This is a genomic window from Pannonibacter sp. (assembly GCF_051860505.1).
Lineage (GTDB): Bacteria > Pseudomonadota > Alphaproteobacteria > Rhizobiales > Stappiaceae > Pannonibacter.
In genome coordinates this window covers 289,217-315,852 of the sequence record NZ_JBHYDX010000001.1, presented here as the reverse complement: position 1 = coordinate 315,852, position 26,636 = coordinate 289,217, and the positions used below count along the sequence as shown (strand labels likewise).

Below are 26,636 nucleotides of genomic sequence, written 5' to 3'. Positions count from 1 at the left end.
GAAGGAATTCCGCAGGATCGCAACACGCTATGACCGAAATGCAAGGAACTTTCTCTCGTCCATCTGCCTCGCGGCAACCGTATGCTACTGGTTATGAGTCTGAAGCCTAGACTACCATTCATGACCTCAAAACCCATTCTGTCGTCAACGCACTCCGAGGCAAGCCGATCAACAAAACCCGCCTGTAGCCCGTCAGTGCACCGGCTGCCGCTGCAGCCGCTCGAAGCCTTCCGGTTCCGGGCCGCCATAGGCCCAGTCGAGCAGTTCGGCCGTGTGGATGACGGGAAGGCCGGTGCCCTTGCCGATCTGGGTCATGCAGCCGATGTTGCCCGCCGCAATCAAGTCCGGTTTCGTCTTCTCGATGTTGGCGACCTTGCGGTCCCTCAGGCGCGTCGCGATCTCGGGCTGCAGGATGTTGTAGGTGCCGGCCGATCCGCAGCACAGATGGCCTTCCGGCACATCCTTCACGGTGAAGCCGGCGGCCTTGAGCAGCTCCTTCGGCTGGCGCGTGATCTTCTGGCCGTGCTGCATGGAGCAGGCCGAGTGATAGGCAACGGTCATGTTGCCGGGCCGCACGGGCGCGCCGAGATCCAGCGTTGCCAGGAACTCGGTGATGTCCCTGGCAAGGCCCGACACCCGGGCCGCCTTGTCGGCCCATGCAGCGTCATGCTTCAGCATGTAACCGTAATCCTTAATCGTGGTGCCGCAGCCCGAGGCGGTGATCAGGATCGCCTCCAGCCCGCCGGCCTCCAGCTCACGCGTCCAGGAGGCGACGTTCTGCCGGGCATTCGCAAGGGCTGCCTCCTCGCGGCCCATGTGATGCACCAGCGCGCCGCAGCAGGTCTCGCCCTTGGGCAGCACGACCTCGTAGCCGGCGCGGGTGAGCAGGCGGATCGTCGCGTCGTTGATCGACGGGGCCAGCACCGGCTGGGCGCAGCCGGTGAGCAGCGCCACCCGGCCGCGCCTCTGGGCTGACGGCGCGAAGGCCGCCGGTCCCTCGAACTGCGCCCGGCCCGGCGCTCGTGCCGGCGCCAGATCCAGCATCGCGCCCAGCTTGGCAAACGGCCCGCCGAAGCTTTTCATCAGCCCGGCAAAGGGCCGTGCCGCAAAGGCACCGACCAGCGCCAGCCGGAAGCGCCCCGGATGGGGCAGCACGGCGGCCAGCAGCGACCGGATCAGCCGGTCGGTCAGCGGCCGGCGGTAGGTCTTCTCGATATGCGCGCGGGCATGGTCGACGAGATGCATGTAGTGGACGCCCGACGGGCACGTGGTCATGCAGGACAGGCACGACAGGCAGCGGTCGATGTGCTTCACCACCTTCTCGTCCGCCGGCCGGTTGTTCTCCAGCATGTCCTTGATGAGGTAGATGCGCCCGCGCGGGCTGTCGAGCTCGTCGCCCAGCAGCGCGAAGGTCGGACAGGTCGCCGTGCAGAAGCCGCAATGGACGCATTTGCGAAGGATCTTCTCCGCATCGGCCACATGCGGATCGGCAAGCTGTTCGGGCGTGAAATTCGTCTGCATCGGTCAACCTTGCGGTAAGGGCTCGGGGTCGGGCTAAGGGCGGCGCGCTCAGGCGTCGGCGACCATGCGGCCCGGATTGAGAATGCCTTTCGGGTCGAACTGCGCCTTCAGCCGGCGGCTCAGCGCGGCCAGCGGGGCAGGCTGGGGCTGGAACACCGGCACGGCGGCCCGGGTCGCCGCGCTCGCCCGGATCAGGGTCGCGTGCCCGCCGCCGTGATCGGCGATGGCCGCGCGCAGCGGTACGTCTCGCACCTCGCCGTCCAGCATCTGCAGCCACAACAGCCCGCCGCTCCAGTCGTAGAAGCCTTCCACCGGCATCTCGCGGCGCAAGCGCTGCATCAGCTCGGCGCCGGAGGCCGGCGGCACGGAGACGCGCCACACCGGGTTGCGGCCACCGGCAAAGGGCATCACGTCGCGCACGGCCTGCCAGAGCGCCTTCGAGGCCGCATCGCCGATCCGTTCCGCCGGGCCAAATTCGGCCAGGCGCTTCGCCAGATTGGCAAAGCGGTACTCAACCGACGGGCCGAAGCCTTCAAGCCGCAGCAGCGTCACCGGACCCGGCCGGTCCTCGCCCGCAACGCCGAGCCGCTGGCACATGCCTTCCGGCAGATGCGCGGCCGCCGAGACCTCCGCCGAGGAGCCCATGGCAGCGCACATGGCGGCAACGGCGGCCGCATCGGAGAGCCCGTTCAGCGCCAGGCTCGCCGCGGTCTCGGCGCGCGGGTTGACCTTCAGCGTGATCAGCGTCGAGACGGCCAGCGTGCCATAGGCCCCGGTCAGGGCGCGCGGCAGGTCGTAGCCGGTGACGTTCTTCACCACGCGGCCGCCGGAGCGGAAGATCTCGCCGCGGCCCGAAACTGCATCGAGCCCGAGGATGTGGTCCCGCGCAGCACCCGCCTTGATGCGGCGCGGACCGGCCAGATTGGCGCCGATCAGCCCGCCCAGCGTGCTCTTGCCGGCTGCCTCGCCGAGGAGCGGCCCGAAATCCATCGGCTCGAAGGAGAGCTCCTGCCCGGCACCGGCGACCAGCGCCTCGATCTCGGCCATCGGCGTGCCGGCCTTGGCCGTCAGCACCAGTTCGGCCGGCTCGTAGACCTCGACACCGGACAGGCGCGACAGGTCCAGCACATGGGCGGTCTGCACCGGCCGGCCCAGCGCGCGCTTGGAGCCCTGCCCGAGGATCTCGACCGGCAACTCCTCGGCAGCAGCATAGGCCAGGAAGTCACGCGTCTCTTCGGCGGTCGCAGGCGTGATTGCGGAATGGGTCATCGCGTCGGGTCCGATCAGAAGCGCGGGATGTCGGGGAAGGCGAGCTGGCCCTTGTGCACATGCATCATCCCAAGGTCGGCGCAGCGGTGCAGCACCGGGAAGACCTTGCCCGGATTAAGCAGGTGCTTGTCGTCAAAGGCACATTTCACCCGCTGCTGCTGCTTCAGGTCGTCCTCGGAGAACATTTCCGGCATCAGGTCGCGCTTCTCGATGCCCACGCCATGCTCTCCGGTCAGCACCCCGCCGACAGCCACGCAGAGCCGCAGGATGTCAGCGCCAAACGCTTCTGCCGCCTCCAGCTCGCCGGGCTTGTTGGCATCGTAAAGGATCAGCGGATGCAGGTTGCCGTCGCCGGCGTGGAACACGTTGGCGCAGCGCAGGCCGTGCTTGACGGAGAGCTCGCGCATGCCGGCCAGCACGCGCGGCAACTCGCGGCGCGGAATGGTCCCGTCCATGCAAAGATAGTCCGGCGAGATGCGCCCCACCGCCGGGAAGGCCGACTTGCGCCCGGCCCAGAACACCAGCCGTTCTTCCTCGCTGGTCGAGACGCGCAGATAGCCGGCGCGGTTGGCGCGGGCGATCTCCTCGACCCGGGCCAGCAGGAAGTCCACCTCCGCTTCCGGGCCGTCCAGCTCGACGATCAGCAGCGCCTCGGCATCGCGCGGATAGCCGGCGTTGACATAGTCCTCTGCCGCCTGGATTGCCGGGCCGTCCATCATCTCCATGCCGCCCGGAATGATGCCGGCGGCGATGATATCGGCAACACAGCGCCCGCCATCCTCGGAGGTCGGAAAGCCGACCAGCGCGGCCCGCGCGGTCTCCGGCTTCTGCAGGATGCGCACGGTCACTTCCGTCACGACGCCAAGCAGGCCTTCTGAGCCGGTCATCAGCGCCAAAAGGTCATAGCCCTCCGCCTCCATGTGCTTGCCGCCGAGGCGGATCACCTCGCCGGTGATCAGCACCATTTCCAGGCCCAGCACGTTGTTGGTGGTCAGGCCGTACTTCAGACAATGCACGCCGCCGGAGTTCTCCGCGATGTTGCCACCGATGGAACAGGCGATCTGCGAAGACGGGTCCGGCGCATAATAGAAGCCCTCATGCTCCACCGCACGGGTGATGCCCAGATTGGTGACGCCAGGCTGGGCGATCACGGCGCGGTTGGGGAAGTCGATGTCGAGGATGCGGTTGAACTTCATCATCGACATCAGCACGCCATCGGCCAGCGGCAGCGCACCGCCGGACAGCGAGGTGCCCGCACCGCGCGGCACCACCTTGACGTCGTTCTCATAGCAGTAACGCAGGATCCGGGAGACCTGGTCCACCGTCTCCGGCAGCACCACGACCAGCGGCATCTGCCGGTAGGCGGTCAGCGCATCGGTCTCGTAGGGGCGCATTTCGGTGACGGCGTCGATGACCCCCTCACCCGGCACGATGGCCTTAAGCGCGGCAACGATGTTGTCCCTGCGCTCCAGCACGTCCCGGTCCGGCGCCGGCATGGCTATCCCGACCATCTCCCTCTCCCCTTTTTCCCTCACGCATCGAACGTGATCCGAATTTGTCCGTTAAAGCGTAAATGCGCACAAGGTCGTTTCATTGCGGAGCGTACGCCTGCGACGTTGCGTCATTGGTCACTTGGACTATCGCAGTCTGGCAAACTTCGTATCGCCAGGAAACATCAGGTCTGGTCCTAGAACTCTTTCCAGTTGGTCACAAATGAGCAATCTCACGGACATGGAAATCTTCGCAAGGGTCGTGTCGGCCGGCAGCATGTCGGCGGCCGGGCGCGAAATGGCCTTGTCACCGGCGGTCGTCTCCAAGCGGATCCGCCGCCTGGAGGACCGTCTGGGCACGCGGCTCCTGCAACGCACGACCCGCCAGATTGCCCTGACCGAATCCGGACAAGGGTTCTACGACCGGGTTGTTGCCATACTGGCCAGTGTCGAAGAGGCCGAAACCTTCGTCACGCGCGGCTCCGCCCAGGCCCGGGGCACTTTGAGGGTCAGCGCCCCCACCTCGTTCGGCCGCTTGCACATCGCCCCGCATCTGGGGACATTCCTCGAGACCAACCCGGACCTGTCGATCAGTCTCGACCTATCGGATGATTTCGTCGACATCGTCGGTGATGGCTATGATCTCGCCATCCGGATCGCCGAGCTGTCGGATTCAAGCCTTGTGGCGCGCCGTCTGGCCCCTATCCACCGCGTGCTCTGTGCCGCTCCTTCCTATCTCGACCGCTATGGCGAACCGCAGTCGATCGAAGACCTGAGCGAGAACCACATCCGCATCGCTGCCGCAGTGCAGGATCCGTGGCGTCTGGTCGGACCGCGCGGCGGGGAAATCGTGCGGGCGAGCGCACCCTTGCGCACCAACTCGTCCGAGGTCGTGCGCGAGGCGCTGATTGCCGGCGTCGGCGTCGCCTTGCGCTCGACCTGGGACATCGGCCCGGAACTGCGCGATGGCCGCCTGCGCATCGTCCTGCCCGCCTATCGCGCGTCAAAGGACGTCGGCCTGCATGCGGTGTACCCCAGCCGCCGCTTCCTGCCGGCGAAAGTCCGCGTGTTCATCGACTTCCTGGCGCATCTCTACGGCCCCTCCCCCTACTGGGACGCGGGGCTTGAGGCCTGGCTTGGCGAGCCGGGCGGCAACATCGCAGTTGCCCGCTAGCAGTTGCCCATGCGGCATAGTGCCCGCACTGCCTCCAATCCTGCGGCATGGTGCCGCGCGCGTCTTGCCCAAGCGCGTTGTTCACGTCATCTTCCCCCCACTCAAGCGGGCGTCCTCCGGATGCACCAGCAGGAGGGAGAGAGAACATGATGAAACTGAGCATTGCAGCAGGCATGGCCCTGCTGGCCCTCACCACGATTGCTTCTGCTGAAGGTGATGTCGCCAAGGGCGAAAAAGTCTTCAAGAAGTGCGCCGCCTGCCACGCCGTCGGACCGGATGCCAAGAACAAGGTCGGTCCGCTGATGAACGGCATTGTCGGCCGCGCCGTTGCCACTGTGGAAGGCTTCAAGTATTCGCCGGCCATGACCGAGTTCGGCGCCGGCAAGGTCTGGGACGAAGCCACCCTGTCCGGCTATCTCGCCGATCCCAAGGGCTTCATTCCGAAGAACAAGATGGCTTTCGTCGGCCTGAAGAAGGAAGACGAACTGAAGGACGTCATCGCCTATATCGCGCAGTACAACGCTGACGGCTCGATGAAATAACACTCACGGGTCGCGATCTACCGAAGACCGCGTTCCACTTGTTAAAGGCCCGCTGCTCCCTGCAACGGGCCTTTTTGCATTGGTGACAGGCGGACCGTTACCGCGGAGCCATGCGGATGGCGCCGTCGAGGCGGATGGTTTCGCCGTTGAGCATGCCATTTTCGACAATGGCGCGGACAAGCTCGGCGTATTCTGTCGCCTTGCCGAGACGCGAGGGGAACGGCACCTGATCGCCCAGTGACTTCTGCACATCCTCCGGCAGGCCGAGCAGCATCGGGGTCTCGAAAATGCCCGGGGCGATGGTCATGACCCGGATGCCGGATTTCGACAGATCGCGCGCAATCGGCAACGTCATGCCGGCGATACCCGCCTTGGAGGCGGCATAGGCGACCTGGCCGATCTGGCCGTCAAAGGCAGCAACCGAGGCGGTCGAGACGATGACGCCGCGCTCGCCGTCCGCTGTCACCGCGTCCAGCGCGGACATGGAGGTTGCCGCATGGGCGATGCAGCGGAACGAGCCGACGAGATTGACCGCGATCACCTTCTCGAACAGCGCCAGCGAATGCGGCTCGCCGCGCGAGGTGGTCTTGGCGGCCGGGGCGATGCCGGCGCAATTGACCAGGATGCGTTCGGGGCCATGGGCGGCGCGGGCCTTGGCAAAGCCGGCGACAACGCTGTCCTCGCTGGTCACATCGACATCAACGAACAGGCCGCCGATCTCCGAAGCGACAGCCACGCCCTGCTCGGCATTGCGGTCGAACAAGGCCACCTTGACGCCGCTGGCTGCCAGCATGCGGGCGGTCGCCGCCCCGAGCCCCGAGGCACCACCGGTAACGACGGCCGAAATCTGCGCGGACAGTTGCATTGCGCTCTCCCTTGATCAAATTCTTCTTCAAGTCGATGATTTAATTTACTTTTCGTCAGATTGATTGACGAAAACGTCATCTGGAGCGAACTTTGCGTCCAAAGCTGCGCCGGGTCAAGCTCCGGGCAGGCGAACGTTGAGCGAACTGCACTCGCCAAAGAGCTGAGTTGTCTGGTCTGGAGGCTGAGCAGGCTCAGCCGAGGACGACGAGGTCGACCGGCGCTTCGAGACCGGCAACAGGGGTCGCGCGCCGAACGAGACCGGGTTCGCCGGCGTAGCCCTGCGCGCGGGCCAGTTCATAGCTGGCAAGGTCCGTGAGGATGCAACTGGCTTCGGTCTTGTTGGCGTTCTCCAGCTTGGCGGCGCGATTGACAGCATCGCCGATAACGGTGAACTCCAGCCGGTCCTGTCCGCCAACCAGCCCGACGGCAACCTGGCCACAACAAAAAGCTGAACCGATGCGGAAAGCGCTCGGCCAGCCAAGGGCGGACAGATGGGCCGTGTCCGCATCGAGCCTTGCAACAACCGCGCGCGCTGCTGCCGTTGCATCGGCGGCGTAGGTTGCAGACGGGGACAAGGCCCCGAATGTGGCCAGGATGCCATCTCCGAGGAACTTGTCGACGCTGCCGCCATGGGCCTCGATCACATCAACGGCAGCTTCCTGGTAGCAGGCAAGAACCTGCATCACGGTTTGCGGCGGCAGGCTGGCGGCCTGACGGGTGAAGCCGCGCACGTCGACGTAAAGGATCGCTGCATCGCGCAGGACGCCCTGCCCGGCAACAAGGCTGGCATCGGACGAGGTGATCGATGTTGCGACCTCCGGAGCGAAAAAGCGCCGCAGGTCATTGGCCGCCCCCTGCGCCCGCATGCCGGTCACCAGAAGTGCCCGCCCCCGGTAGAGCGCGGCCGCCAGCAGGCCCGTCACAGTGAGGATGACCAGGATCTTGTCGAACTCCGCCCCCAGCAGCACCGAGTTGCCCGTCAGATACTCGACGTAGTTCCGGGTTATGCGCATCCGGCCATCCTCACCGGTGATGGCATAGGCGACCATTCCCACCCATCCGGCAGCGGCGGTCAGGCCAGAGACGATGACAAAGCGCGGATCAAAGCGCAGCGCCCGCAGCCCGATGAAGATGAACACATACATCAGGGTTGGGACCTTGAGATAGAAAGTCGCTGGCTGCGCGTACTGGATGTGGAACGAAAAGATCAGGCCCACCAGCAATCCGATATCGACTGCAATCGACACGAAGAGATACCACTGCGGCAGCTCGATGCGATAGGACAGGAGCAGCCGGATCAGCGTGAACACGAGATAGGCGGCAAGGATCCCCGGAACGAAATTGGTGCCATCGGCACCCTCTGCCCTGGGCGCAATGGCATAGAGCAGGGAAAACAACAGCACGATCGAGAGCTGGACCCAGCTGATCAGGCGCTCTGCCTCGGTTTCGCGGCGCCGCACTTCCTGGCGCACCCGGGCAGGCAGCGCTGCCAGAGACTGATGGCCGAACAGGCCGAAACGCAGCTTGCCAGCATGACCGCGTCTGTCCGGTTGTTCTGCCATCGTCCAGTCTCCAACGAAGATCGAACGCGGTTTGGCAGCAAGCCGGGCGCGGCGTCCAAGGCTATTGCGGACACGATCATCGAGCCACGATGCCGCATGCGGATGGGTCACTGCAACGGGTGTTCTTGCCGGGGTCTTGCAAGGTGAACCGATGTGATCGAATTTTACAGCGCCCCTATGGCCGCAGGATCATGCCCTCGCTGGCCACCAGCGTGCCCGGGTGGGCGGCCTCTGCCGCCATGCCGATCTCGTCAAGTTCATCGTCGCCGCGGCGCGGATCGTGATGGAAGAGAACAGGTGTTCGAACCCCGGCCCGTGTGGCCAGTTCAACCGCCTTCTGCCAGGTCGAATGCCCCCAGCCACGATAGGTCTCGTACTCGGCATCGGTGAACATGGCGTCGTAGATCATCACCTCCGCCCCGGCGACGAAATCGACCAACGCCGCGTCGATCTCCGGATCGCCGTGCTCGTGATCGGTAATGATGCAGAGCGAGCGTCCGCCATAGGTAAATCGATAGCCGCAAGCGCCACCGGGATGGTTCAGGCGGATCGTGCGGATTGAGAGCCCGTCCTTGCGTTCGATGTCGCAACCGGCCTTGAAGGTCTTGAATGTGACGGCCTTCAGGGTTGTTGCTGCGACCGGGAAGATCGGTGGCGACATGATGCGGCAGATGATGTCGACCAGATCGGTCTCATCGAGGAAATGCCCGGCCCAGGCGTTGATTGTGAAGCGCGGGTCATAGGCAGGCTTGAAGAAGGGCAGACCGCAGATGTGATCGAGATGGGTGTGGGTGAAGAGGAGATCGAAGTGCCGAGGCCCCTCCGACACCAGCAAGCCCCCGAGATTGCGTGCGCCCGAGCCGCAATCGACCAGCACCAGTGCGTCACCGGCCCGGATCTCAAAGCAGGTCGTCTCGCCGCCATAGCGCAGGGTGTCCACGCCCGGCGTCGGTGTTGAACCGCGCACGCCCCAGCACCGGAGCCAGAAATCATCCGCCAAAAGGCCTCTCCTTCATGCGGCCGCCCCACCGGACCGGGCGGCAGCCAGATCGCGCGTGGTGCGTTCGAGACGCTGCGCCAGGGTGCGCATCACTTCCAAAGACATATCCGGAAATTCTTTCAGAAGTTTCAGGAAATCATCCTTGGTCACAGTGAGCACATCCATATCGGTCCTGGCAACAAGCGTCGCGGTGCGCGGCACATCGCACAGGATTGCGATCTCGCCGACGATCGAATGCTCGCGCACGGTCGCAACCGAGCGGTCACCATCGCGGGTGTGGACGCGGACGTCGGCCTCGCCCTTCAGGATGATGAAGGCGGTGTCGCCCTCCTCGCCCTGTTCGCACAGGTGCTCGCCGGTCTGGTACTGCATGCGGTCACTGATGAACGCCAGCAGCCGCAGCTTGGTTTCATCGATCCCGCGAAACAGCGGCACTTTCCGCAAGGCGTCGACTTCAACTTCCAGAGACACGATACCCTCCTGATGTCCGCGGCCAGACCTGTTTACTGCTGGTCTTTTTGCCCGGCCCCCGGGTCAACGCCGTCCACGCGGACGACACGACCCTGATCCAATTCAACACTATGCTCGAACTCTCCGGCAACGTTCAAATGCGGTGTGCCGAACAGCACGGTACGCCCTTCGAGAAGGATCATGAGGCGACGGCGCAGCGCCGCATCATCATCCCCGCTGCCAGCGGCAACATCGTCCAGAATTGTGACAGCAGCATTCTTCAGCAGCGCGCGCACAAGCGCCAGCTTGCGCCGCTGGTGCGCGGACAGTTTCGAACCGCTGACACCGACATGATATCCGAAGCCTGTGAAGATGATCGGCTCACGCAGCCCCTCCTCTTCCACGACAGTGCGGATGACGGCATCGATGCGCTGGCGGGCATCCCGCCGGTCGACGCGGGCCCGGCCGAACAGGAGATTGTCCTCGATATGCAGCGGCGGCAGGTAGGCGTCCGGATCAACGGGCGTGTAGGCCGGGTTGCCATCGACCACCTGCTTGCGGAAGTCCGCCCGCGCCGCGATGACACGGGCTCGCATGGTGTCGTCCAGCACACCGAGGCGATGGCGCGCCGGGATCAGCTTGAAGGCGAGCGCAATCAGCCGTTCCTTGTCGGCCTCGGACAGACCCACCTTCAGATTGGCCGACTTGGCCTGCCTGACGATGCGGTCAAACTCCGGCAGGTCGTCCTGTGTGATGAAGGAATAGGTCCCCAGCAGGCCGGAATCGCTGGAAATATTGGCGAAGAGTTCCACCATCGTCTCGGCGATCTTGAGACCGATGGCCTGGAGATCGGCGTTGAGACCCGTGCGGCTCAGGAAGGCGCGGACTGCAGGCTGTCCGGGCATCAGGTCCATTGTCACCGCCGGGTCGGTCGGCACCGCGAAAAAGAGGTTCTCCGCCAGGGTAGCGCTTTGATTGAAGGCGTTCGCGTCCCACATCTCGACGAGGCCGGCGAGCTTTGGATCCGACGCAATGCGGTCCGCGAGCTTGCGGCGGACGGCCAGGATCCTGTCGGCAAACCGATCATCCATCGAGGGATCAAAGCGGGACTGCAAGCCGAGCCGGTAGATATCCGCATCCAGTCCGACGACGGTCAGGAGTTGCAGAGCCAGTTCATCCAGCTCTTCTCGGGATCCGGCCCCGGCAGCCCCCAGATCTTCCCAGATCGCCTGAATGTCAAAGGTCGGATTGCGGGTTTCACGGGCCTCGCGCAAGGCACGCTTGCGTTCATCTGCCGCCGAGCCGGTGCGTTTGACTTCGCCCATCGGTCGATGGCGCAGACCGTAGTAGAGATTGTCGCGGATGGTCCCGGTCCAGACATGCACCGAGGCGCCGACATAGGCGATCTCACGCCCAAGGGTGGATTCGGTCAGACGGTCCAGATCATGCCCGGCAATCTCCACCCGGCCGGAAGTCGGGCTGAGCAGCCCGGCAGCCAGTTGCAGGATCTCGGCGCGCCCGGACCCGTCTGGCCCGACGACCGCCACCGCCGTTGCCTTTCGAACATGCAGCGACGCACTGAACACCTCCTGGCCCGCAACGCCGCCGGTGAAACTCACCCCGTTCAGAACCACGTCGCCATCCAGCGATACGCGTTCGTCACCCGTGAGGCGTTCAACCGGATAGATGTCTGCCGGGTCGAAGTTCTCGACCACCGTCTGGTATTTCACATTCACATCGGCGACGAGCTGATAGTAGTCCAGCAGCTCCTTCCAGGGTCCGGCAAGATCCTTGTAGGCAGCAATGACCGCCAGAAGCGCACCGATGCTGAGGCTTCCCTCGATCACCAGATAACCACCGATCATGTAGAAAAAGAACGGCGTCAGCTGATTGAGGAAATTGTTGATAAATTTGATGAAATACTTCCGATTGTAGATCTCGTAGCGGATTTTGAAGTTGGAATAAAGCCGATCCGCCACGTCAGCGGAGTGCCAGGCCGAGGCATCGTTCGCGTGAATTTCCGGCACCGCACTGATCGCCTCGCCGACCTTGTCGGAAACGATGCGGATGTTCTTCACCCGCTCGCGCGACAGAAGCACAACCTTCCGCTGCAGTTTCGGGATGATATAGGCCTGGATCGGATAGGAGCTGATGGCGGCAAGACCCAGCAGCGGATCCTGCATGAAAATGAAGCCCAATTGCACGACCAGCAACCCGCCCTGATAGGCTGGCAGAGCGAAGGCTTCACCGATGAAACCACCGACATCCTCGACCTCGGCCGTGATCATCGGAATGATCTCGCCGGAGCTGACCTTTCGAAAATGCGGCAGGCGGAAGCGCAAAACGCGCTGGAACAGCTCAAAGCGCAGCCGGCGCAACATCCGCTCGCCGAGGCGGCCCTTATACACATTGATGCCCAGCTTGATGCCGTTGCTGACGATCACGAGTGTCAGAAACGCAACACAGAGCAGGAACAGGTAGGAGATCTGATCAAACTCAAAACCGAAGATGACCCTGGGAAACCCATTTCCCTGGACCGCGTCATTGACGATCAGCTTCGGCAGCTCAAGCAGGATGTAACTGACCGGATAGGACAGGACAGTCACAAACAAGATCAGGAGTTGCTGGCGGGCGCTGAACCTCCAGATGAAGCGAAAGAGGCTTTTTTCCATGTCCCGGTCCAGTCAGGCACCTTTTGCCATCGCAGTAGTGGTAAGACGTTGCGTATTAACTCGCAACGCTGGATGTGCCATAGAGGGGGGATAGACGGTCAGGAAGGCCGCAAAACGTATTGAGGTTTGGGTGTTGCCCCGAGGCAGGTTCCTCGTGTCACGACCCAGGGGCACCAACGGGGCAACATGCGATCCGAATCGCCGCGTATCCTGATTTACAGCCACGATTCCTTCGGGCTCGGTCATCTTCGGCGCTGCCGCGCGATCGCTCAGGCACTTGTCGGATCATTCGACACGCTGTCTGTCCTGATTCTGTCCGGCTCGCCCATCATTGGCAGTTTCGAATTCCGCTCGCGCGTGGACTTCGTCCGCATTCCCGGTGTGATCAAACTGCGCGACGGCGAATACACGTCGCTGTCGCTGCATCTCAACATTGATCATACGCTGGAAATCCGCTCCTCGATCATCGAGCATACGGCGCAGGTGTTCGAGCCGGACATCTTCATCGTCGACAAGGAGCCACTCGGCCTGCGCGGCGAAGTTTTGCCGACGCTCGAACAGCTCAAGCGTGCAGGCACGCGTCTCATCCTCGGCCTGCGCGATGTGCTCGACGATCCCCAGGTGCTGCAGCAGGAATGGGACCGCAAGAATGTCCGCCCGGCTCTCGAAGAGCTGTATGACGAGATCTGGGTCTATGGCCCTGAAGGCATGTGCGACCCGCTTGCCGGGATCGATCTGCCGCAGAGCGTGCATGACAAACTGCTCTACACCGGTTTCCTGCGCCGCGAGATGCCCAAGGGGGCAAGGCTCAGCGAACCGCTGCCCTTTGGCGAGGAGCCGTTCATCCTGGTCACGCCCGGCGGTGGCGGCGACGGCGTCGAAATGGTCGACTGGGTCATGCGGGCCTACGAATCTCATGCCAAACCGCTGTTCCCGGCCCTGATCGTGCTTGGGCCCTTTATGCCGGCTGCGTCTGTAAGTGAGTTCATGGCCCGGGCGGAGAACCTGCGCGATGTTCATATCATGCGCTTCACGCCGCAGATGGAGCCCTATCTGCAGGCCGCCACAGCAATTGTCGGCATGGGCGGCTACAACACCTTCTGCGAGATCCTGTCCTTCGACAAGCCGACACTGCTGGTGCCGCGCATCATTCCGCGCCGCGAACAGGCTATCCGCGCCGACAGGGCCGAGGCGACAGGTTTGCTGACCGTCCTGCCTATCGACCAGTATCCGGATCCGGAGCAAATGCTTAACGCCTTGTCCGTGCTGCCACAATCAGCTCCGCCGTCCGCGGCCGGCATTACCAACCTGCTCGGCGGGCTCGACGTCATCGAACGCCGTGTCGGGGAGATCCTGTCCGAACCGGATCGAATCCGCCTGCTGCGCCGCGCCGGGCTTTGAGCGAGCATTGCCCCCATGTCCCGCATTGCCGTTGTCGTCAAAGGCTATCCGCGTCTGTCGGAGACCTTCATCGCCCAGGAAATCCTCGGACTGCAGACGCGCGGCATCGGCCAGTTGATCGTAGCCCTGCGCCGCCCCTATGACCCCTATATCCATGACCTGCACCGGCAGATCACGGCCGATGTCCTCTACCTGCCGGAATACCTGAAAGACGACCCGAAGCGGGTGGCGCGGGCGCGCCGCTGGGCCGAAAAGCAGCCGACCTATGCTGCCGCCCGGGCACTGTTCGAAGCCGATCTGGCCCATGAGAACAACATCGGCCGGCATCGCCGCTGGGGTCAGGCCTGTGTCTTCGCGCATGAGCTGCCCGACGATGTGACCTGGATCCACACCCACTATCTGCACACGCCCTGCTCGGTCGCCCGCTATGCGGCGCATCTGTCGGGACGTCGCTGGTCCTTCTCGGCCCATGCCAAGGACATCTGGACCAGCCCGGAATGGGATCTGCGCACGAAGCTGGATGACGCCGCTTGGGGTGTCACCTGCACGCGGACCAATGTCGACCACCTGCGCAGCCTCAGCGCTGAGCCGGACAAGGTCGGGCTTGTCTACCATGGCCTTGACTTCTCCCCGTTCCCGGCCCCTGCGGCTCCGGAAGAAAAGCGCGATGGATCGGGCGGACCTGTGCGGCTCGTATCTGTCGGCCGGGCGGTCGAGAAGAAGGGCTACGATGACCTTCTGAAGGCGCTAGCCCGGTTACCAGCGGGCCTCAACTGGCAGTTCACCCATATCGGCGGCGGTGAGCTGTCGAATCGTCTGAAGGACATGGCCGGCAAGCTCGGCATCAGCGACCGGATCGTCTGGCGCGGCGCGCAGCCGCGAGAGGCGGTGATCGAGACCTGCCAGCGGGCCGACCTCTTCATCCTGCCGTCGAAACTGGCGAAAAGCGGTGACCGCGATGGGCTGCCGAATGTGCTGATGGAAGCGCAATCGATGGGGATTTGCTGCCTGTCGACCCGCGTGTCAGCCATTCCTGAGCTGATCGACGACCAGCAGACCGGTGTGCTGGTCGAGCCCGGCCATCCGCAGGCATTGGCTGCAGCCATGGCGGCACTTATCGCCGATCCCGACCGCCGCATCGCGCTTGGCCTGGCGGCGGCTGCCAAGGTGCGGCGCGACTTCTCGACCGAGCCCGGCATCGACCGGCTTGCCGCCAAGTTCCGGCCTGTGCTGTGAGCGGCCTCAAGATCGCCTTCACTGCTCCGATGAAGCCGCTGGACGATCCGCGCCCGTCCGGTGACCGCACCTTCGCACGGCTGATCGTGCGGGCACTGGAAGGCGCCGGCCACACTGTCCGCATTGCCTCGCGCCTGGCCTCTTGGCGCAGCGCCGGGGGCGAACTTCCCGAGGCCGAGGCGACAGCGCTTGCCGAGGCGGCGCGGGTCGAGGCGGAGTGGCGGGCGGAGGGCTACCGGCCGGATATCTTCCTGACCTATCACCTCTACCACAAGGCGCCGGATTGGATCGGCCCGGCCCTGTCGAACGCGTTCGACATTCCTTACGCCGTGATGGAGGCGAGCCGCGCGCCCAAGCGGGCTACGGGCGAATGGGCTTTCGGCTTTGCCGCTGCCGATGCCGCGCTGGCCCGAGCCGATGCCGTCGGGGCCATACACCGGGCCGACATGGGCTGCCTTGCGGCCGCGTTGCCGTCGGATCGGCTCTATCTCCTGCCTCCCTTCCTGGACGCTGCGCCGTTCCAGGCGCTGCACCGGATCCAACGAGATACGAGTAGCCAGGCACCCGTGCGCCTGCTGGCCGTCGGCATGATGCGGCATGGCGACAAGGAGCGCTCCTATCGGGTGCTGGCCGAAGCGCTGCGTCACGTGCCGGCTTTTGACTGGCATTTCACTGTTGTAGGCGACGGCCCCGCGCGGGCGGAGATCGAGGCGCTGTTTCCGCCGCACCGCAGCAACTTCATGGGCGCGCTGCCCCCCGAGGATCTGCCGGCCGTCTATGCGGACCACGACGTCTTCGTCTGGCCGGCGATCCGCGAGGCCTTCGGCTTCGTGTTTCTCGAGGCGCAAGCGAGCGGCCTGCCGGTTGTCGGCGGGGCAACCTTCGGCGTTCCGGACGTTGTTGCGGACGGGGTGACCGGTTTGCTGGCGCCGGAAGGCGATGCGGGCGCTTTCGCAGCTGCCCTGCAGCGCCTTCTGGCGGATGCGGACCTGCGCCATCAGATGGGCGTCGCCGCCAGCCGCCACATCCGCGACCGGCATACGCTGGAGGCCGGAGCTGCCCGGTTGACGGCCTTTCTGGAAGCCGCCATCGCCACCCACAGCCAGGCCGGAGCGCACTCCTCATGACCCGTCGTGCCTTCATCCATGTGCAGCATCTGCTGGGCACCGGCCATGCGGTGCGGGCGGTGGCCATCGGCAAGGCGCTCGCGCGCGAAGGCGTCGCGGTGCGCCTTGCGACCGGCAACCTGCTGCCGCCGACGCTGGACACCTCGGGTCTCGAGGTGATCGCGCTGCCGCCGGTGCGCGCGCTCGACGCCAGCTTCCGCACGCTCGTGTCGCCAGACGGAAGCCCCCTGCCCTCCGGGTTCGACAACATGAGGCGGCAGGCGACGCTCGCGGCGTTTCTGGCCGAGCCCGTCGACCTGCTCGTCACCGAGACCTATCCTTTTGGGCGGCGGCAGTTCGCCTATGAGCTGGAGCCGCTGCTGGAAACCGCGCGCACGCTGCCGCAGCGGCCGCTGATTGCCGCCTCGATCCGCGACATCCTCGTGCGCAAGACGGATCCCGCCAAGGAAGCCTGGATGGCCGAGCGGGCGCTCGCCCACTATGACCGGGTGCTGGTGCATTCGGACCCCGCCTTCACCCGGCTTGAGGACAGTTTCCCCTTTGCCGACAGGGTCGCGCATCTCGTGCGCTACACCGGCTATGTCGGTGGCGGTGCCCGGCCGGAACCGCCGGCCGGTGATGGCGCGGACGAGGTGATCGTCTCCTGCGGTGGCGGCGCGGTGGCCAAGGCCCTGCTTGAGGCCGCCCTTGGTGCGCGTGCGGTCTCACACCGGGCGGGCGACTGCCGCTGGCGGCTGCTGGTCGGCCATGACCTGCCGGATTCAGAGTTTTCAGCGCTTGTTGCTGCCGCGCCTGCCGGGGTTCTGGTGGAGCGGGCGCGGCGCGATTTCCCGGGCCTCCTGCCGCGCGCGCGCCTGTCGGTGAGCCAGGCCGGCTACAACACCGTTCTCGACATTCTCGCCGCCCATGTCCCTTGCGTGCTGGTGCCCTTTGCGCAGGGCGACGAGACCGAGCAGACGCAGCGCGCCGAGGCGCTGGCCCGTCACGGCCGGGCGGTCATGGTGCCGGAAGCCGGACTGACCGCACAGGGCCTTGCCGATGCCGTCGATGCCGCCCTTTCCAGGCCCGTCGCACAAGCCGATGTTGCCATGAACGGCGCTGCCGAAAGCGCCCGCCAGCTCCTGACCGATCTTGAGGAGATCCGCCGGTGACGTCCGATCTTGCCGCCTTTCGCGCGCATCTGACCGCCCATCTCGACTGGTTCGCCGAGCGCGGCACCCAGGTTCGCTTCTGGTGGCGCGACGATGACGCCATCGCGCCGACGCCAGCGCTGGAGCGCTTGCTTGCTGCGGCCAACGCCCATGACGTGGATGTCGGGCTTGCCGTGATCCCGAAGACCGCGACTGAGGCCCTCGCCGACCGGCTGCGCGACGAGCCCCATGCCGTCGTGCTGCAGCATGGCTGGCAGCATCTCAACCATCAGCGCAAGGACCTGGGCGAGAAGGCGTCCGAGTTCGGCGACCGCCGTGCGCCGGGCGACGCCTTTGCCGAGCTGGTGGCCGGACGCGAAAGGCTCGAGGCCCTGTTCCCGGCAGCCTTCGTGCCCGCCTTCGTGCCGCCCTGGAACCGGATCGCCCCGCCGGCCGCACGCCAGCTGGCGGACGCAGGGCTGAAGGGCCTGTCGACCTTCACCTGGGAAACCCTGATCCCGGCGCAGGTGCAGACGCATCTCGACATCATCAAGTGGAAGAAGGACCGCCGCTTCATCGGCTGGGCATCAGCGAGCGAGCGGCTGGAGCTGCAGTTCCTGCGCCGGCGCAACACCGGCGGTGAGCCGCTCGGCATCCTGACCCATCACCTCGACCACGATGCGGGCTGCGAGGCCTTCGTCGAGGAATTCCTCGCCATCGCCGCCCATCATCCGGGCGCGGCCTGGCCACCCATCGCCGATCTCTTTGCCGAAGTGGCTGTCGCCTAAACGGGCTTTTCCTCTTCCAGCGCCCGCCTCAGTCGGCGCATCAGCACCGCGCGGCTCTTGTCGTCCGCTGCCCCGTCAAGGGCCGCCTGGATATCGAGAAGCAGCTTGGGATAGTCGGCAGACCAGTCGCGCCGCTCGGCAATTCCGGGCTCCGCGCGCGGCGGCGGACCGTCGCGCCGGAGCACCGCCCTGCCCGGCATCAGGTCATAGATCGCATCCAGCGCCGGCACGACCACATGGCCGTCGGCAAAGCCCTTCGCCACCAGGCTCTCGCAGAGCGCCAGCGCCTGGCTCTCCTCGCCATGGGTCAGGAACAGGTTGCCATGCACCGGCCGCCGCTCAAGAATCCAGTCGATCAGATCGCTGCGGGCGGCATGTCCGGAGTAGATGTCGACCGAACGGATGTCGGCGCGGACGGTGATGTCCTCGCCCATCAGGCGCACGTTGCGCTGGCCTTCCAGCAGCAGTGCGCCGAGCGTGCCCGGCGCCTGATAGCCAACCAGAAGCACAGTGGTCGCCGGCTTCCAGAGACGGTTCTTCAGGTGGTGCCGGATACGGCCGGCATCGCACATGCCGCTGGCGGCAATGATGATCGCGCCGCCGGCAATCCGGTTCAGCGCCTTGCTGTCCTCCACGCTTTCGCACAGGCTGATCCAGCGGTTGTCGAGCAAATGCGGATGCGTGCTGAGTTGCTCCAGATCTGGCGCATGCCGGTTGAAGACCTCGGTCACAGCGATGGCCAGCGGCGAATCGAGGAAGATCGGCGCGTGGCCGATGCTGCCGCCCTCCATCAGGCGCATCAGGTCGACGATCAGCTCCTGTGTCCGCTCCACGGCAAAGGCCGGGATCAGCAGCACCCCACCCCGATCGAGCGCATGGCGCACCTCGCCCGCGAGCACCAGAAGCCGCTGTTCCTCGTCGACCTCCTTCCGCTCGCGCGCACCATAGGTGGATTCGCAGATCAGATGATCAACGCCGCGAACTGCGTCCGGATCAGGATGAAACGCCTTGTTGTCCGGCCCGATATCCCCGGAGAACAGCAGCCGCATCGGGTCTCCCTGGGGATCAAGGCTGGCATCCACATGCGAGGCGGCAATTTCCAGCTCGATGGAACTGGAGCCAAGGATATGCCCTGCGTTCCAGAACCGTGCCCGGACTCCGGGCAGCACATCGATCCAGACATCATAGTCATGTCCCTGGAACAGCGCCTGGCAGGCGATGGCGTCGGCCTTGGTATACATCGGCGTGACCGTGTCCTTGCCACGTCTGAGATTGCGCCGGTTGAGGTTCTCAACTTCCATTTCCTGGATGTGGCCGCTGTCCGGCAGCATGAAGGTGAGGAGATCCCGCGAGCCTTCCGTCATATGGACAGGACTGCGACAGCCGGCCGTCCACAGTTTCGGCAACAGGCCCGCATGATCGATGTGCGCATGCGTCAGAAGCACGGCGTCAATACTGTCCGCTGCGAAGGGAAAGGGCCGATAGTTCAGCTCCTTGACGGCTTTCGAGCCCTGAAACAGCCCGCAATCGATGAGAAGTCGCTGATCGCCGACATCCAGCAGGTAACATGAGCCCGTCACCATGCGCGCCGCGCCGCAGAAGGTCAGTCGAACAGCCATTGCTCCCTCCTCAATCCGTTGGAAGGCGAGCATAACCGCTTGTCGGCCCGTGACCAGCGCCAAGCCGCAGAAAGCCCGTCAAGTCGCAAGGATGCGGATCGCGCTGCGGCAGACTGCGTGCCGGCTCAGACGGCCGCCTGGCAGGTGCGGCAGGTGCCGCGCAGCTCAATGGTGGTCTTGGCCAGCGCAAAGCCGTTGTCGCCCGCCCAGCCCTTGAGCTGGCGCGTGATCGCCGCATCGGCAAACTCGCTCACAGAACCGCAGCTCTCGCAGATGGCAAAGGCCATGGTCTCGTGGTCGACGCATTGCGGATGGCTGCAGGCGACGAAGGCGTTGAGGCTCTCCAGCCGGTGCACCATGCCGAACTCGACCAGCTTTTCCAGTGCTCGGTAGACCTGCAGCGGGGCGCGGAAGCCGTCATCGCGCAGCTGGTCGAGGATCGTGTAAGCCGTGAGCGGCCCGCCGGCCCGTGACAAGGCGCCAAAGACCAGCGTCTGGTTGCGGGTCAGCTTGGCCGGCGCGCTGCCATGGTCATGCGCATGGTCGTGGTCATGACCGGAGGCCGCGTGATCATGCGAATGCTCAGCCATGTCCTCGTTCCTCAGTTCAGGTTTCTTTGCCCATGCGCCGCATGAAACTGCCGATCACTCTTGCAACCCGCGTCAGGCTTACACCGAAAAGCAGCATGGCCGCTACCACGATGGACGGTCCTGACGGTGTATCGAATTCCAGCGAACCGTAGAGGCCAACAAGTACGGTCGCCCCGCCCGAGAGCGCAGCCAGAAACGCCATCTGTTCGGGGCCCGAGGCAAGACGGCGGGCGGTGGCCGCAGGAATGATCAGCAAGGCCGTGATCAGCAGGACACCGACGATCTTCATGGCAATGGCGATGACAGTTGCCATCAGCACCATGAAAATGAGGTTCGCCCGCTCCGGTCGCAAGCCTTCTGCCTCGGCAAGATCCGCACTGACTGTTGCAGCAAACAGGGGCCGCCAGATCCATACCAGCACAGCCAGCACGACGATGCCGCCGCCATAGATCAGGCCGATGTCCAGCCGCGACACCGACAGGATATCTCCGAACAGGAAGCCCATCAGATCCATCCGCACCCAGGTCATGAAGGCCAGGCAGACAAGGCCCAGCGCAAGGGAGGAATGGGCGAGCAAGCCGAGCAAGGCATCGGACGAGAGGCCACCGCGCTTTTGCAACGCCAGCAGCAGCAACGAGATGACCGTGCAGACCGCGAATACGGCCAGGGTGATGTTGATTTCCAGCAAAAAGGCCAGCGCGACGCCGAGCAGCGCCGCATGCGACAGGGTATCGCCGAAATAGGCCAGCCGCCGCCAGACAATGAAACACCCCAGCGGACCGGCTACAAAGGCAACCCCCAGGCCCGCAATGACTGCGCGAACGAAGAAGTCATCGAGCATCGGTGGGCTCCTTCACGATCAGGGGGCGGTGTCCGGAATGATCGTGGCCATGGTCGTGGTCGTGGTCGTGGTCGTGGTCGTGAAGGTGATCATGGGCATGGCCAGTTGCGTGATGTCCGTCCCCAGGATGACAATGCTCGGTGATGCTGCCATCCGAATGACGAACGGTGCCGTCCGGCAAATGCTCATGGTCGTGTGCGTGTTCATAGACGGCAAGGGCGCCGGCGGCGCGCGGCCCGAACAACTCACGATAGGCCGAAGATCGCGCCACGCTGACCGGTGTGCCGCGACAGCAAACATGGCCATTGAGACAGATCACCTGGTCCGTCGCCGCCATCACCACATGCAGATCATGCGAGATCATCAGGATGCCGCAGCCGATCTCGTCACGCACCGCCTTGATCAGGTCGTAGAGTATGATTTCGCCGGTGAAATCGACGCCCTGCACCGGTTCGTCCAGCACAAGGAGGTCGGGCTTGCGCGCTATTGCGCGGGCCATCAGCACGCGCTGCATTTCGCCGCCGGACAGATTGCGCATCTCTGCACGCAACAGATGCGTCACGCCGGTCATACTGAGGGCGTCCCGGCTGTCACTCGCCGCCAGTGGTCCGGTCAGACGCATGAACCGGTCGACGGTCAGCGGCAAGGTCCAGTCGATTGCCAGCTTTTGCGGCACATAGCCGATCCGCAGATCGGCCCGGCGCTCGGCACTGCCTTCAGTTGGCCGCAGGATGCCCAACGCCATCTTGGCCGTTGTCGACTTGCCCGAGCCATTCGGCCCGACCAGCGTGACGATCTCCCGAGGGGCGACAGTCAGGTCAACGCCCCGCACGAGCCAGCGAGTGTCCCGGTAGATCCCGGCATTGACGAGGCGAACGAGGTCGCCCGGATTGGTTTGCGACACGGCGACACGGCACCTTGATGCAGAAGAGGATTGCCTCCGCTTATGTCACACGTTATAGGGTTACGCAATTCTTGTTATAACATTACAAACGCTCAATCCAACCAACAGGAGACTGGCATGTCCCGCTTTTCGTTCTCTCCAAACCGTGCCGCCTGGCTGCTGGCCAGTTGCGCCCTGTTCCTGCCAGCCCTCGCCGGTGCAGGACATGCCGCACCGAAGGTCGTGGCGTCGATCAAGCCTGTCCATTCCCTGGTCGCGGCTGTGATGCAAGGCGTCGGGACCCCGGACATCATCGTCGACGGGGCCGCATCGCCCCATACTTTCGCGTTGAAGCCGTCCACGGCCAGAACCATTGCCAATGCGGATCTGGTGTTCTGGGTTGGCCCGGAACTGGAAGCATTCCTGGAAAAGCCGATCAACACTCTTGGCGAGAAAGCAAAGGCCGTTGAACTGGCAGAGGCGCATGACATCGTCCACCTGCCGATCCGCGAAGGCGGCAACTTCGAGGAGCATGATCACGGCGACGAAGGCCATGCCCACGGCCACGATCATGCACCAAAGGCAAAGCCAGATGGTCACGGTCACAGTCATGGGCACGATCATGGGCACGATCATGCGCATGGCGCGTTCGATGCCCATCTGTGGCTTGATCCGGCAAATGCCCGCGCCATGGTGCATGAAATCGAGGAGCATCTGGCCGACGTCGACCCGGCCAACGCCGCGACCTACAAGGCCAATGCCGAAACGCTGACAGCACGGCTGACAGTGCTGGAAGCGGAACTGGTTGCCGAACTGGCCCCCTTGAAGGGTAAACCCTTCATCGTCTTCCATGACGCCTACCAGTATTTCGAGAAGCGTTTCGGCGTTGAGGCAACTGGATCGATCACGCTCAGCCCAGAAGTCCAGCCGGGCGCGGAGCGGGTGAGCGAGTTGCGCGAAAAGATCACCGGCCTGCAGGTGGCCTGTGTCTTTTCCGAACCGCAGTTTGAGCCGAAACTGGTGACCATGCTGATCGAAGGCACCTCTGTCGGTACCGGTGTCCTTGATCCCCTCGGTGCCTCATTGCCCAACGGCCCGGAGCTTTACGAACAGCTACTGCGCGGCATGGCCGGGTCGTTGAAGGGGTGTCTCATCAAGTAAGGGCACTGGAAACGACGTTGCCCGGCAGTTGGCACGGTTGCTGTCGGGCGGCATCACCCGCGCGCCATCCCAACCCCGCTCCGTGTCCCCCCGGCCGAGCAACGCGAGAGCCGGGCCCACTCGGTTCCAGAGCAGTGAAAGGGGAGCTGCGGGGAGGATAGTGACGCGGGTCGGACCGGTGTTTGCGGTGCGCCGTGCCTGTCTCGTCGGCTCTGGAAACGAGTAGGCCCCGGGTCTTCGCTGCGCCCGGGGTGACATCGGTGGTGTTGTTTGCAGTCACTAACCGCCCGGCCGCACAGCCGGGCGATGATCTTCACATCCCACAAGCGGTCAGATGCCCTCACCGCCGAAGACATAGCCGTTGGCGGCGATGATACCGGCACGGCGCAAGTGGTTGAGCACGTCCTCGGCCACCGCCTCCGGATCACGGCCGACTGTGGCTACCCGCAGTTCCGGTGTCTCGGGAGCTTCGTAGGGGCTGTCGATGCCGGTAAAGTTGGCGATCTGCCCCGCATCCGCCTTTGCATAAAGCCCCTTCGGATCGCGCTTGCGGCACTCCTCGATGGGCGTGTCGACGAAGATCTCGACAAATTCCCCCTTGCCCAGAAGGTCACGCGCCATTTCGCGCTCGGCCCGGAACGGTGAGATGAAGGACACCAGCACGATCAGGCCAGCATCCACGAAGAGCCGCGAGACCTCCGCGACACGGCGGATGTTCTCCACCCGGTCGGCGTCGGAGAAGCCAAGGTCCTTGTTCAGGCCGTGGCGGATGTTGTCGCCGTCGAGCACATAGGTGTGGCGGCCCTCCAGATGCAGCTTCTTCTCGACAATGGAGGCGATGGTCGACTTGCCGGATCCGGACAGGCCGGTGAACCACAGCACCGCCGGCTTCTGCCGCAGGCTTACCGCACGGGCTTCCTTGTCCACGTCCAGCGCCTGCCAGTGGATGTTGCTGGCCCGCCGCTCCGCCTTCACCACCATGCCGGCCCCGACCGTGGCATTGCTCATCCGGTCGATCAGGATGAAGGAGCCGGTGGTGCGGTTCGAACGATACGGATCCAGCGCAATCGGCGCGGACAGGCTGAATTCGGCCAGCGCGATCTCGTTGAGCGCGAGCGTTTCTGCCGGGGCCTCCTCGAAGGTGTTGACGTTGACCTTGTGCGCCAGTGCCGTGAGCGTCGCCGTCACGGTCCTTGTGCCGATCTTCAAGAGATAGGAACGGCCCGGCAGCAGGTCTGCGTCGGCCATCCAGATCACATGCGCCGACAGGTTGTCAGCCACTGCCGGGCGCTCGTCGGAGCGCGACAGCACGTCGCCGCGGGAAATGTCGATCTCGTCGCGCAGGACCAGCGTGACCGCCTCCCCTGCCCTGGCACTGTCCACGTCAGAGAAGCCGTTGACGATGCGGGTGACAGTCGAGCTCTTGCCAGACGCGGCAACCGTCACGTTGCTGCCGACGGTGACGAGACCGCTGGCGAGCGTGCCGGAATAGCCGCGGAAGTCGAGGTTCGGACGGTTGACCCACTGGACGGGGAACCGGAACTCGGCAGCCGTTTCCTTCTCGCCGACATCGACGGTCTCAAGGTGTTCAAGCAGCGTCGGCCCCTGATACCAGGGCATCCGGCCCGAGCGGCTGGTGACATTGTCGCCGTAGCGGGCCGACATCGGCACTGCAACCACGGTCTCGAAGCGAAAGTTGCCGCTGAGTGCGGCAAAATCGTCCTGGATCTCGTCAAAGCGCGCCTGCGAGAAATCAACGAGGTCGATCTTGTTCACGGCCAGCACGATGTGGCGGATGCCCAGCAGCGAAGCGATGAAGGCATGCCGGCGCGTCTGGGTCATCAGCCCGTGACGGGCATCGACCAGCAACACGGCGAGATCGGCGGTGGAGGCGCCGGTCGCCATGTTGCGGGTATATTGCTCGTGGCCGGGCGTATCGGCGACGATGAACTTGCGCTTGTCCGTGGCAAAGAAGCGGTAGGCGACATCGATGGTGATGCCCTGCTCGCGCTCGGCCTCAAGGCCGTCGACCAGCAGCGCCAGGTCGATGTCCTCACCGACCGTGCCATGCCGGCGGCTGTCGCGTTCAAGGGCCGCCAGTTGGTCCTCGAAGATCAGCTTGGTGTCATAGAGCAGCCGACCGATCAGGGTCGACTTGCCGTCATCGACGCTGCCGCAGGTCAGGAAGCGGAGCTGGTCCTTGTTCTGCTGCGCCCGGATGTAATCGAGCACAACCTCTTCGGAGGCGAGGTGATCCGTGAAATCCATGATCAGAAGTATCCTTCGCGCTTCTTCTTTTCCATCGAGGCAGCGTCGTCGTGGTCAATCAGGCGGCCGGAGCGCTCGGAGGTGCGGGCAATCAGCATCTCGCGCAGGATGGCCGGCAGGGTCGCGGCATCGGATTCGATGGCGCCGGTGAGCGGATAGCAGCCGAGCGTGCGGAAGCGGACCACCTTTTCCTCGACGGTCTCGCCGGGGCGGATCTTCATCCGGTCATCGTCGACCATGATCAGCATGCCGTCGCGCTCGACAACCGGACGCGGGGCGGCGTAGTAGAGCGGCACCATCGGGATGTTCTCGGCCAGGATGTACTGCCAGATGTCCAGTTCGGTCCAGTTGGACAGCGGGAAGGCGCGGATGGATTCGCCCTTGGCCACCCGGGCATTGTAGAGGTTCCACAGTTCCGGGCGCTGGTTCTTCGGGTCCCAGGTGTGCGAGGCAGTGCGGAAGGAGAATACTCGCTCCTTGGCGCGGCTCTTTTCCTCGTCCCGGCGCGCGCCGCCAAAGGCCGCGTCGAAGCCGTATTTGGTCAGCGCCTGCTTCAGCGCCTCGGTCTTCATCACGTGGGTGTGGACCGACGAGCCGTGATCAAACGGATTGATGCCCTGGGCAAGGCCTTCCGGATTGGTGTGGATGATCAGGTCCAGCCCGAGCCGCTTCACCGTCTCGTCGCGGAAGGAGATCATTTCGCGGAACTTCCAGCCGGTATCGACATGCATCAGCGGGAAAGGCGGCTTCGACGGATAGAAGGCCTTCATCGCCAGATGCAGCATGACCGACGAATCCTTGCCGATGGAATAGAGCATCACAGGATTGCGGAACTCGGCCGCAACCTCGCGGATGATGTGAATGCTCTCCGCTTCAAGCCGCCGGAGATTGCTGAGCCGATCAGACATGCGCCGCTTCTTCCCTCGCGCCCCCGGGTCTCACCGCGGTTCGGCGGCTGGGGCGATCATGGCGTAACCCTACAAAAGCGGGCCGCTTCGCATAAGAAACGGTTTTGCGGGCTTTTGGGAGGAACGGCTTTTCCGGT

22 protein-coding genes and 1 pseudogene are annotated in these 26,636 nt (G+C 64.4%); 9 read left to right on the top strand and 14 right to left on the bottom strand.

Annotated features, from left to right (window positions below; genetic code table 11):
- Positions 1-97 (top strand): annotated as a pseudogene (locus ACTIFE_RS01360) (IS5/IS1182 family transposase); the annotation flags it as partial.
- 95 nt (positions 98-192) lie between these two features.
- On the opposite strand, the gene glcF reads toward ACTIFE_RS01360, so the two are convergent.
- Genes glcF through ACTIFE_RS01345 form a run of 3 tightly spaced genes read right to left on the bottom strand, consistent with a single transcriptional unit; the run spans position 193 to position 4,301 of the window.
- Entirely contained in the window at positions 193-1,521 is a 1,329-nt protein-coding gene (gene glcF / locus ACTIFE_RS01355; RefSeq protein ID WP_439527361.1) for a glycolate oxidase subunit GlcF, read from the bottom strand.
- 48 nt (positions 1,522-1,569) lie between these two features.
- A complete protein-coding gene (locus tag ACTIFE_RS01350; protein ID WP_439527360.1) occupies positions 1,570-2,790 on the bottom strand; it encodes an FAD-binding protein in 1,221 nt (406 codons plus the stop codon).
- Between the two features lie 14 nt (positions 2,791-2,804).
- Positions 2,805-4,301 (bottom strand): FAD-linked oxidase C-terminal domain-containing protein, encoded by a 1,497-nt coding sequence (locus ACTIFE_RS01345; protein ID WP_439527359.1) that lies wholly within the window; start codon positions 4,299-4,301, stop codon positions 2,805-2,807.
- A gap of 202 nt (positions 4,302-4,503) precedes the next feature.
- On the opposite strand from ACTIFE_RS01345, the gene ACTIFE_RS01340 reads away from it, so the two are divergent.
- Positions 4,504-5,454 (top strand): LysR family transcriptional regulator, encoded by a 951-nt coding sequence (locus tag ACTIFE_RS01340; protein ID WP_439527358.1) that lies wholly within the window; start codon positions 4,504-4,506, stop codon positions 5,452-5,454.
- Between the two features lie 149 nt (positions 5,455-5,603).
- On the top strand, positions 5,604-5,996 hold the full coding sequence (locus ACTIFE_RS01335; RefSeq protein ID WP_439527374.1) for a c-type cytochrome: 393 nt from the start codon (positions 5,604-5,606) through the stop codon (positions 5,994-5,996).
- Between the two features lie 97 nt (positions 5,997-6,093).
- On the opposite strand, the gene ACTIFE_RS01330 is transcribed toward ACTIFE_RS01335, so the two are convergent.
- The 5 genes from ACTIFE_RS01330 to ACTIFE_RS01310 all read right to left on the bottom strand — a co-directional run bounded on the left by ACTIFE_RS01330 (position 6,094) and on the right by ACTIFE_RS01310 (position 12,547).
- The gene (locus tag ACTIFE_RS01330; protein ID WP_439527357.1) at positions 6,094-6,861 is read right to left on the bottom strand and encodes an SDR family NAD(P)-dependent oxidoreductase; all 768 of its coding nucleotides are present in this window, start codon (positions 6,859-6,861) and stop codon (positions 6,094-6,096) included.
- Positions 6,862-7,054: 193 nt separating this feature from the next.
- Positions 7,055-8,425 carry an adenylate/guanylate cyclase domain-containing protein gene (locus ACTIFE_RS01325; RefSeq protein ID WP_439527356.1) on the bottom strand — a complete coding sequence of 457 codons (1,371 nt, stop codon included), beginning with the start codon at positions 8,423-8,425 and terminating at the stop codon, positions 7,055-7,057.
- Between the two features lie 175 nt (positions 8,426-8,600).
- Positions 8,601-9,425, bottom strand: a complete 825-nt coding sequence (locus ACTIFE_RS01320; RefSeq protein ID WP_439527355.1) for an MBL fold metallo-hydrolase — start codon at positions 9,423-9,425, stop codon at positions 8,601-8,603.
- A 12-nt stretch (positions 9,426-9,437) separates the two neighbouring features.
- The gene (locus ACTIFE_RS01315) at positions 9,438-9,896 is read right to left on the bottom strand and encodes a cyclic nucleotide-binding domain-containing protein (RefSeq protein WP_439527354.1); all 459 of its coding nucleotides are present in this window, start codon (positions 9,894-9,896) and stop codon (positions 9,438-9,440) included.
- Between the two features lie 32 nt (positions 9,897-9,928).
- Positions 9,929-12,547, bottom strand: coding sequence for an ATP-binding cassette domain-containing protein (locus ACTIFE_RS01310; protein ID WP_439527353.1), 2,619 nt, complete (start codon positions 12,545-12,547; stop codon positions 9,929-9,931).
- 186 nt (positions 12,548-12,733) lie between these two features.
- Between ACTIFE_RS01310 and ACTIFE_RS01305 the strand changes: the two genes are divergently transcribed.
- From ACTIFE_RS01305 to ACTIFE_RS01285, 5 genes are read left to right on the top strand one after another with little or no spacing between them, the layout of a single operon-like run.
- Complete coding sequence (locus tag ACTIFE_RS01305; protein WP_439527352.1) at positions 12,734-13,948, top strand: glycosyltransferase family protein; 1,215 nt, start codon at positions 12,734-12,736, stop codon at positions 13,946-13,948.
- Positions 13,949-13,963: 15 nt separating this feature from the next.
- Positions 13,964-15,184, top strand: a complete 1,221-nt coding sequence (locus ACTIFE_RS01300) for a glycosyltransferase family 4 protein (RefSeq protein WP_439527351.1) — start codon at positions 13,964-13,966, stop codon at positions 15,182-15,184.
- Positions 15,181-16,311, top strand: coding sequence for a glycosyltransferase family 4 protein (locus ACTIFE_RS01295; RefSeq protein ID WP_439527350.1), 1,131 nt, complete (start codon positions 15,181-15,183; stop codon positions 16,309-16,311). The genes ACTIFE_RS01300 and ACTIFE_RS01295 overlap by 4 nt, the downstream gene beginning before the upstream one ends.
- Positions 16,308-17,462 carry a glycosyltransferase family protein gene (locus ACTIFE_RS01290; protein ID WP_439527349.1) on the top strand — a complete coding sequence of 385 codons (1,155 nt, stop codon included), beginning with the start codon at positions 16,308-16,310 and terminating at the stop codon, positions 17,460-17,462. Before ACTIFE_RS01295 ends, ACTIFE_RS01290 begins: the two co-directional genes overlap by 4 nt.
- Positions 17,459-18,229, top strand: coding sequence for a polysaccharide deacetylase family protein (locus tag ACTIFE_RS01285; RefSeq protein ID WP_439527348.1), 771 nt, complete (start codon positions 17,459-17,461; stop codon positions 18,227-18,229). Before ACTIFE_RS01290 ends, ACTIFE_RS01285 begins: the two co-directional genes overlap by 4 nt.
- On the opposite strand, the gene ACTIFE_RS01280 is transcribed toward ACTIFE_RS01285, so the two are convergent.
- From ACTIFE_RS01280 to ACTIFE_RS01265, 4 genes are all read right to left on the bottom strand, one after another.
- Positions 18,226-19,848, bottom strand: a complete 1,623-nt coding sequence (locus tag ACTIFE_RS01280; protein ID WP_439527347.1) for an MBL fold metallo-hydrolase RNA specificity domain-containing protein — start codon at positions 19,846-19,848, stop codon at positions 18,226-18,228. The two genes, ACTIFE_RS01285 and ACTIFE_RS01280, sit on opposite strands and share 4 nt — an antisense overlap.
- A 125-nt stretch (positions 19,849-19,973) precedes the next feature.
- Entirely contained in the window at positions 19,974-20,438 is a 465-nt protein-coding gene (locus ACTIFE_RS01275) for a Fur family transcriptional regulator (protein WP_439527346.1), read from the bottom strand.
- A gap of 16 nt (positions 20,439-20,454) precedes the next feature.
- Positions 20,455-21,279, bottom strand: coding sequence for a metal ABC transporter permease (locus tag ACTIFE_RS01270; RefSeq protein ID WP_439527345.1), 825 nt, complete (start codon positions 21,277-21,279; stop codon positions 20,455-20,457).
- Complete coding sequence (locus tag ACTIFE_RS01265; protein WP_439527344.1) at positions 21,269-22,183, bottom strand: ATP-binding cassette domain-containing protein; 915 nt, start codon at positions 22,181-22,183, stop codon at positions 21,269-21,271. The genes ACTIFE_RS01270 and ACTIFE_RS01265 overlap by 11 nt, the downstream gene beginning before the upstream one ends.
- 117 nt (positions 22,184-22,300) lie before the next feature.
- Here ACTIFE_RS01265 and znuA point away from each other — a divergent pair, with 117 nt between their 5' ends.
- Entirely contained in the window at positions 22,301-23,323 is a 1,023-nt protein-coding gene (gene znuA, locus ACTIFE_RS01260) for a zinc ABC transporter substrate-binding protein ZnuA (RefSeq protein ID WP_439527343.1), read from the top strand.
- A gap of 330 nt (positions 23,324-23,653) precedes the next feature.
- Here the strand turns inward: znuA and cysN are convergent, their stop codons facing one another.
- Both cysN and cysD read right to left on the bottom strand, forming a co-directional pair.
- Positions 23,654-25,591 carry a sulfate adenylyltransferase subunit CysN gene (cysN, locus tag ACTIFE_RS01255; RefSeq protein WP_439527342.1) on the bottom strand — a complete coding sequence of 646 codons (1,938 nt, stop codon included), beginning with the start codon at positions 25,589-25,591 and terminating at the stop codon, positions 23,654-23,656.
- A gap of 2 nt (positions 25,592-25,593) precedes the next feature.
- Entirely contained in the window at positions 25,594-26,499 is a 906-nt protein-coding gene (gene cysD / locus ACTIFE_RS01250) for a sulfate adenylyltransferase subunit CysD (protein ID WP_439527341.1), read from the bottom strand.
- Between the last annotated feature and the right edge of the window lie 137 nt (positions 26,500-26,636).

Coding starts and splice junctions, on each gene's coding strand:
- glcF (WP_439527361.1), bottom strand. CDS start 1,521: ATGCAGACGAATTTCACGCCCGAACAGCTTGCCGATCCGCATGTGGCC.
- ACTIFE_RS01280 (WP_439527347.1), bottom strand. CDS start 19,848: ATGGCTGTTCGACTGACCTTCTGCGGCGCGGCGCGCATGGTGACGGGC.
- ACTIFE_RS01330 (WP_439527357.1), bottom strand. CDS start 6,861: ATGCAACTGTCCGCGCAGATTTCGGCCGTCGTTACCGGTGGTGCCTCG.
- ACTIFE_RS01290 (WP_439527349.1), top strand. CDS start 16,308: ATGACCCGTCGTGCCTTCATCCATGTGCAGCATCTGCTGGGCACCGGC.
- ACTIFE_RS01270 (WP_439527345.1), bottom strand. CDS start 21,279: ATGCTCGATGACTTCTTCGTTCGCGCAGTCATTGCGGGCCTGGGGGTT.
- ACTIFE_RS01275 (WP_439527346.1), bottom strand. CDS start 20,438: ATGGCTGAGCATTCGCATGATCACGCGGCCTCCGGTCATGACCACGAC.
- ACTIFE_RS01335 (WP_439527374.1), top strand. CDS start 5,604: ATGAAACTGAGCATTGCAGCAGGCATGGCCCTGCTGGCCCTCACCACG.
- ACTIFE_RS01325 (WP_439527356.1), bottom strand. CDS start 8,425: ATGGCAGAACAACCGGACAGACGCGGTCATGCTGGCAAGCTGCGTTTC.
- ACTIFE_RS01305 (WP_439527352.1), top strand. CDS start 12,734: ATGCGATCCGAATCGCCGCGTATCCTGATTTACAGCCACGATTCCTTC.
- cysD (WP_439527341.1), bottom strand. CDS start 26,499: ATGTCTGATCGGCTCAGCAATCTCCGGCGGCTTGAAGCGGAGAGCATT.
- ACTIFE_RS01340 (WP_439527358.1), top strand. CDS start 4,504: ATGAGCAATCTCACGGACATGGAAATCTTCGCAAGGGTCGTGTCGGCC.
- znuA (WP_439527343.1), top strand. CDS start 22,301: ATGTCCCGCTTTTCGTTCTCTCCAAACCGTGCCGCCTGGCTGCTGGCC.
- ACTIFE_RS01300 (WP_439527351.1), top strand. CDS start 13,964: ATGTCCCGCATTGCCGTTGTCGTCAAAGGCTATCCGCGTCTGTCGGAG.
- ACTIFE_RS01350 (WP_439527360.1), bottom strand. CDS start 2,790: ATGACCCATTCCGCAATCACGCCTGCGACCGCCGAAGAGACGCGTGAC.
- ACTIFE_RS01345 (WP_439527359.1), bottom strand. CDS start 4,301: ATGGTCGGGATAGCCATGCCGGCGCCGGACCGGGACGTGCTGGAGCGC.
- ACTIFE_RS01310 (WP_439527353.1), bottom strand. CDS start 12,547: ATGGAAAAAAGCCTCTTTCGCTTCATCTGGAGGTTCAGCGCCCGCCAG.
- cysN (WP_439527342.1), bottom strand. CDS start 25,591: ATGGATTTCACGGATCACCTCGCCTCCGAAGAGGTTGTGCTCGATTAC.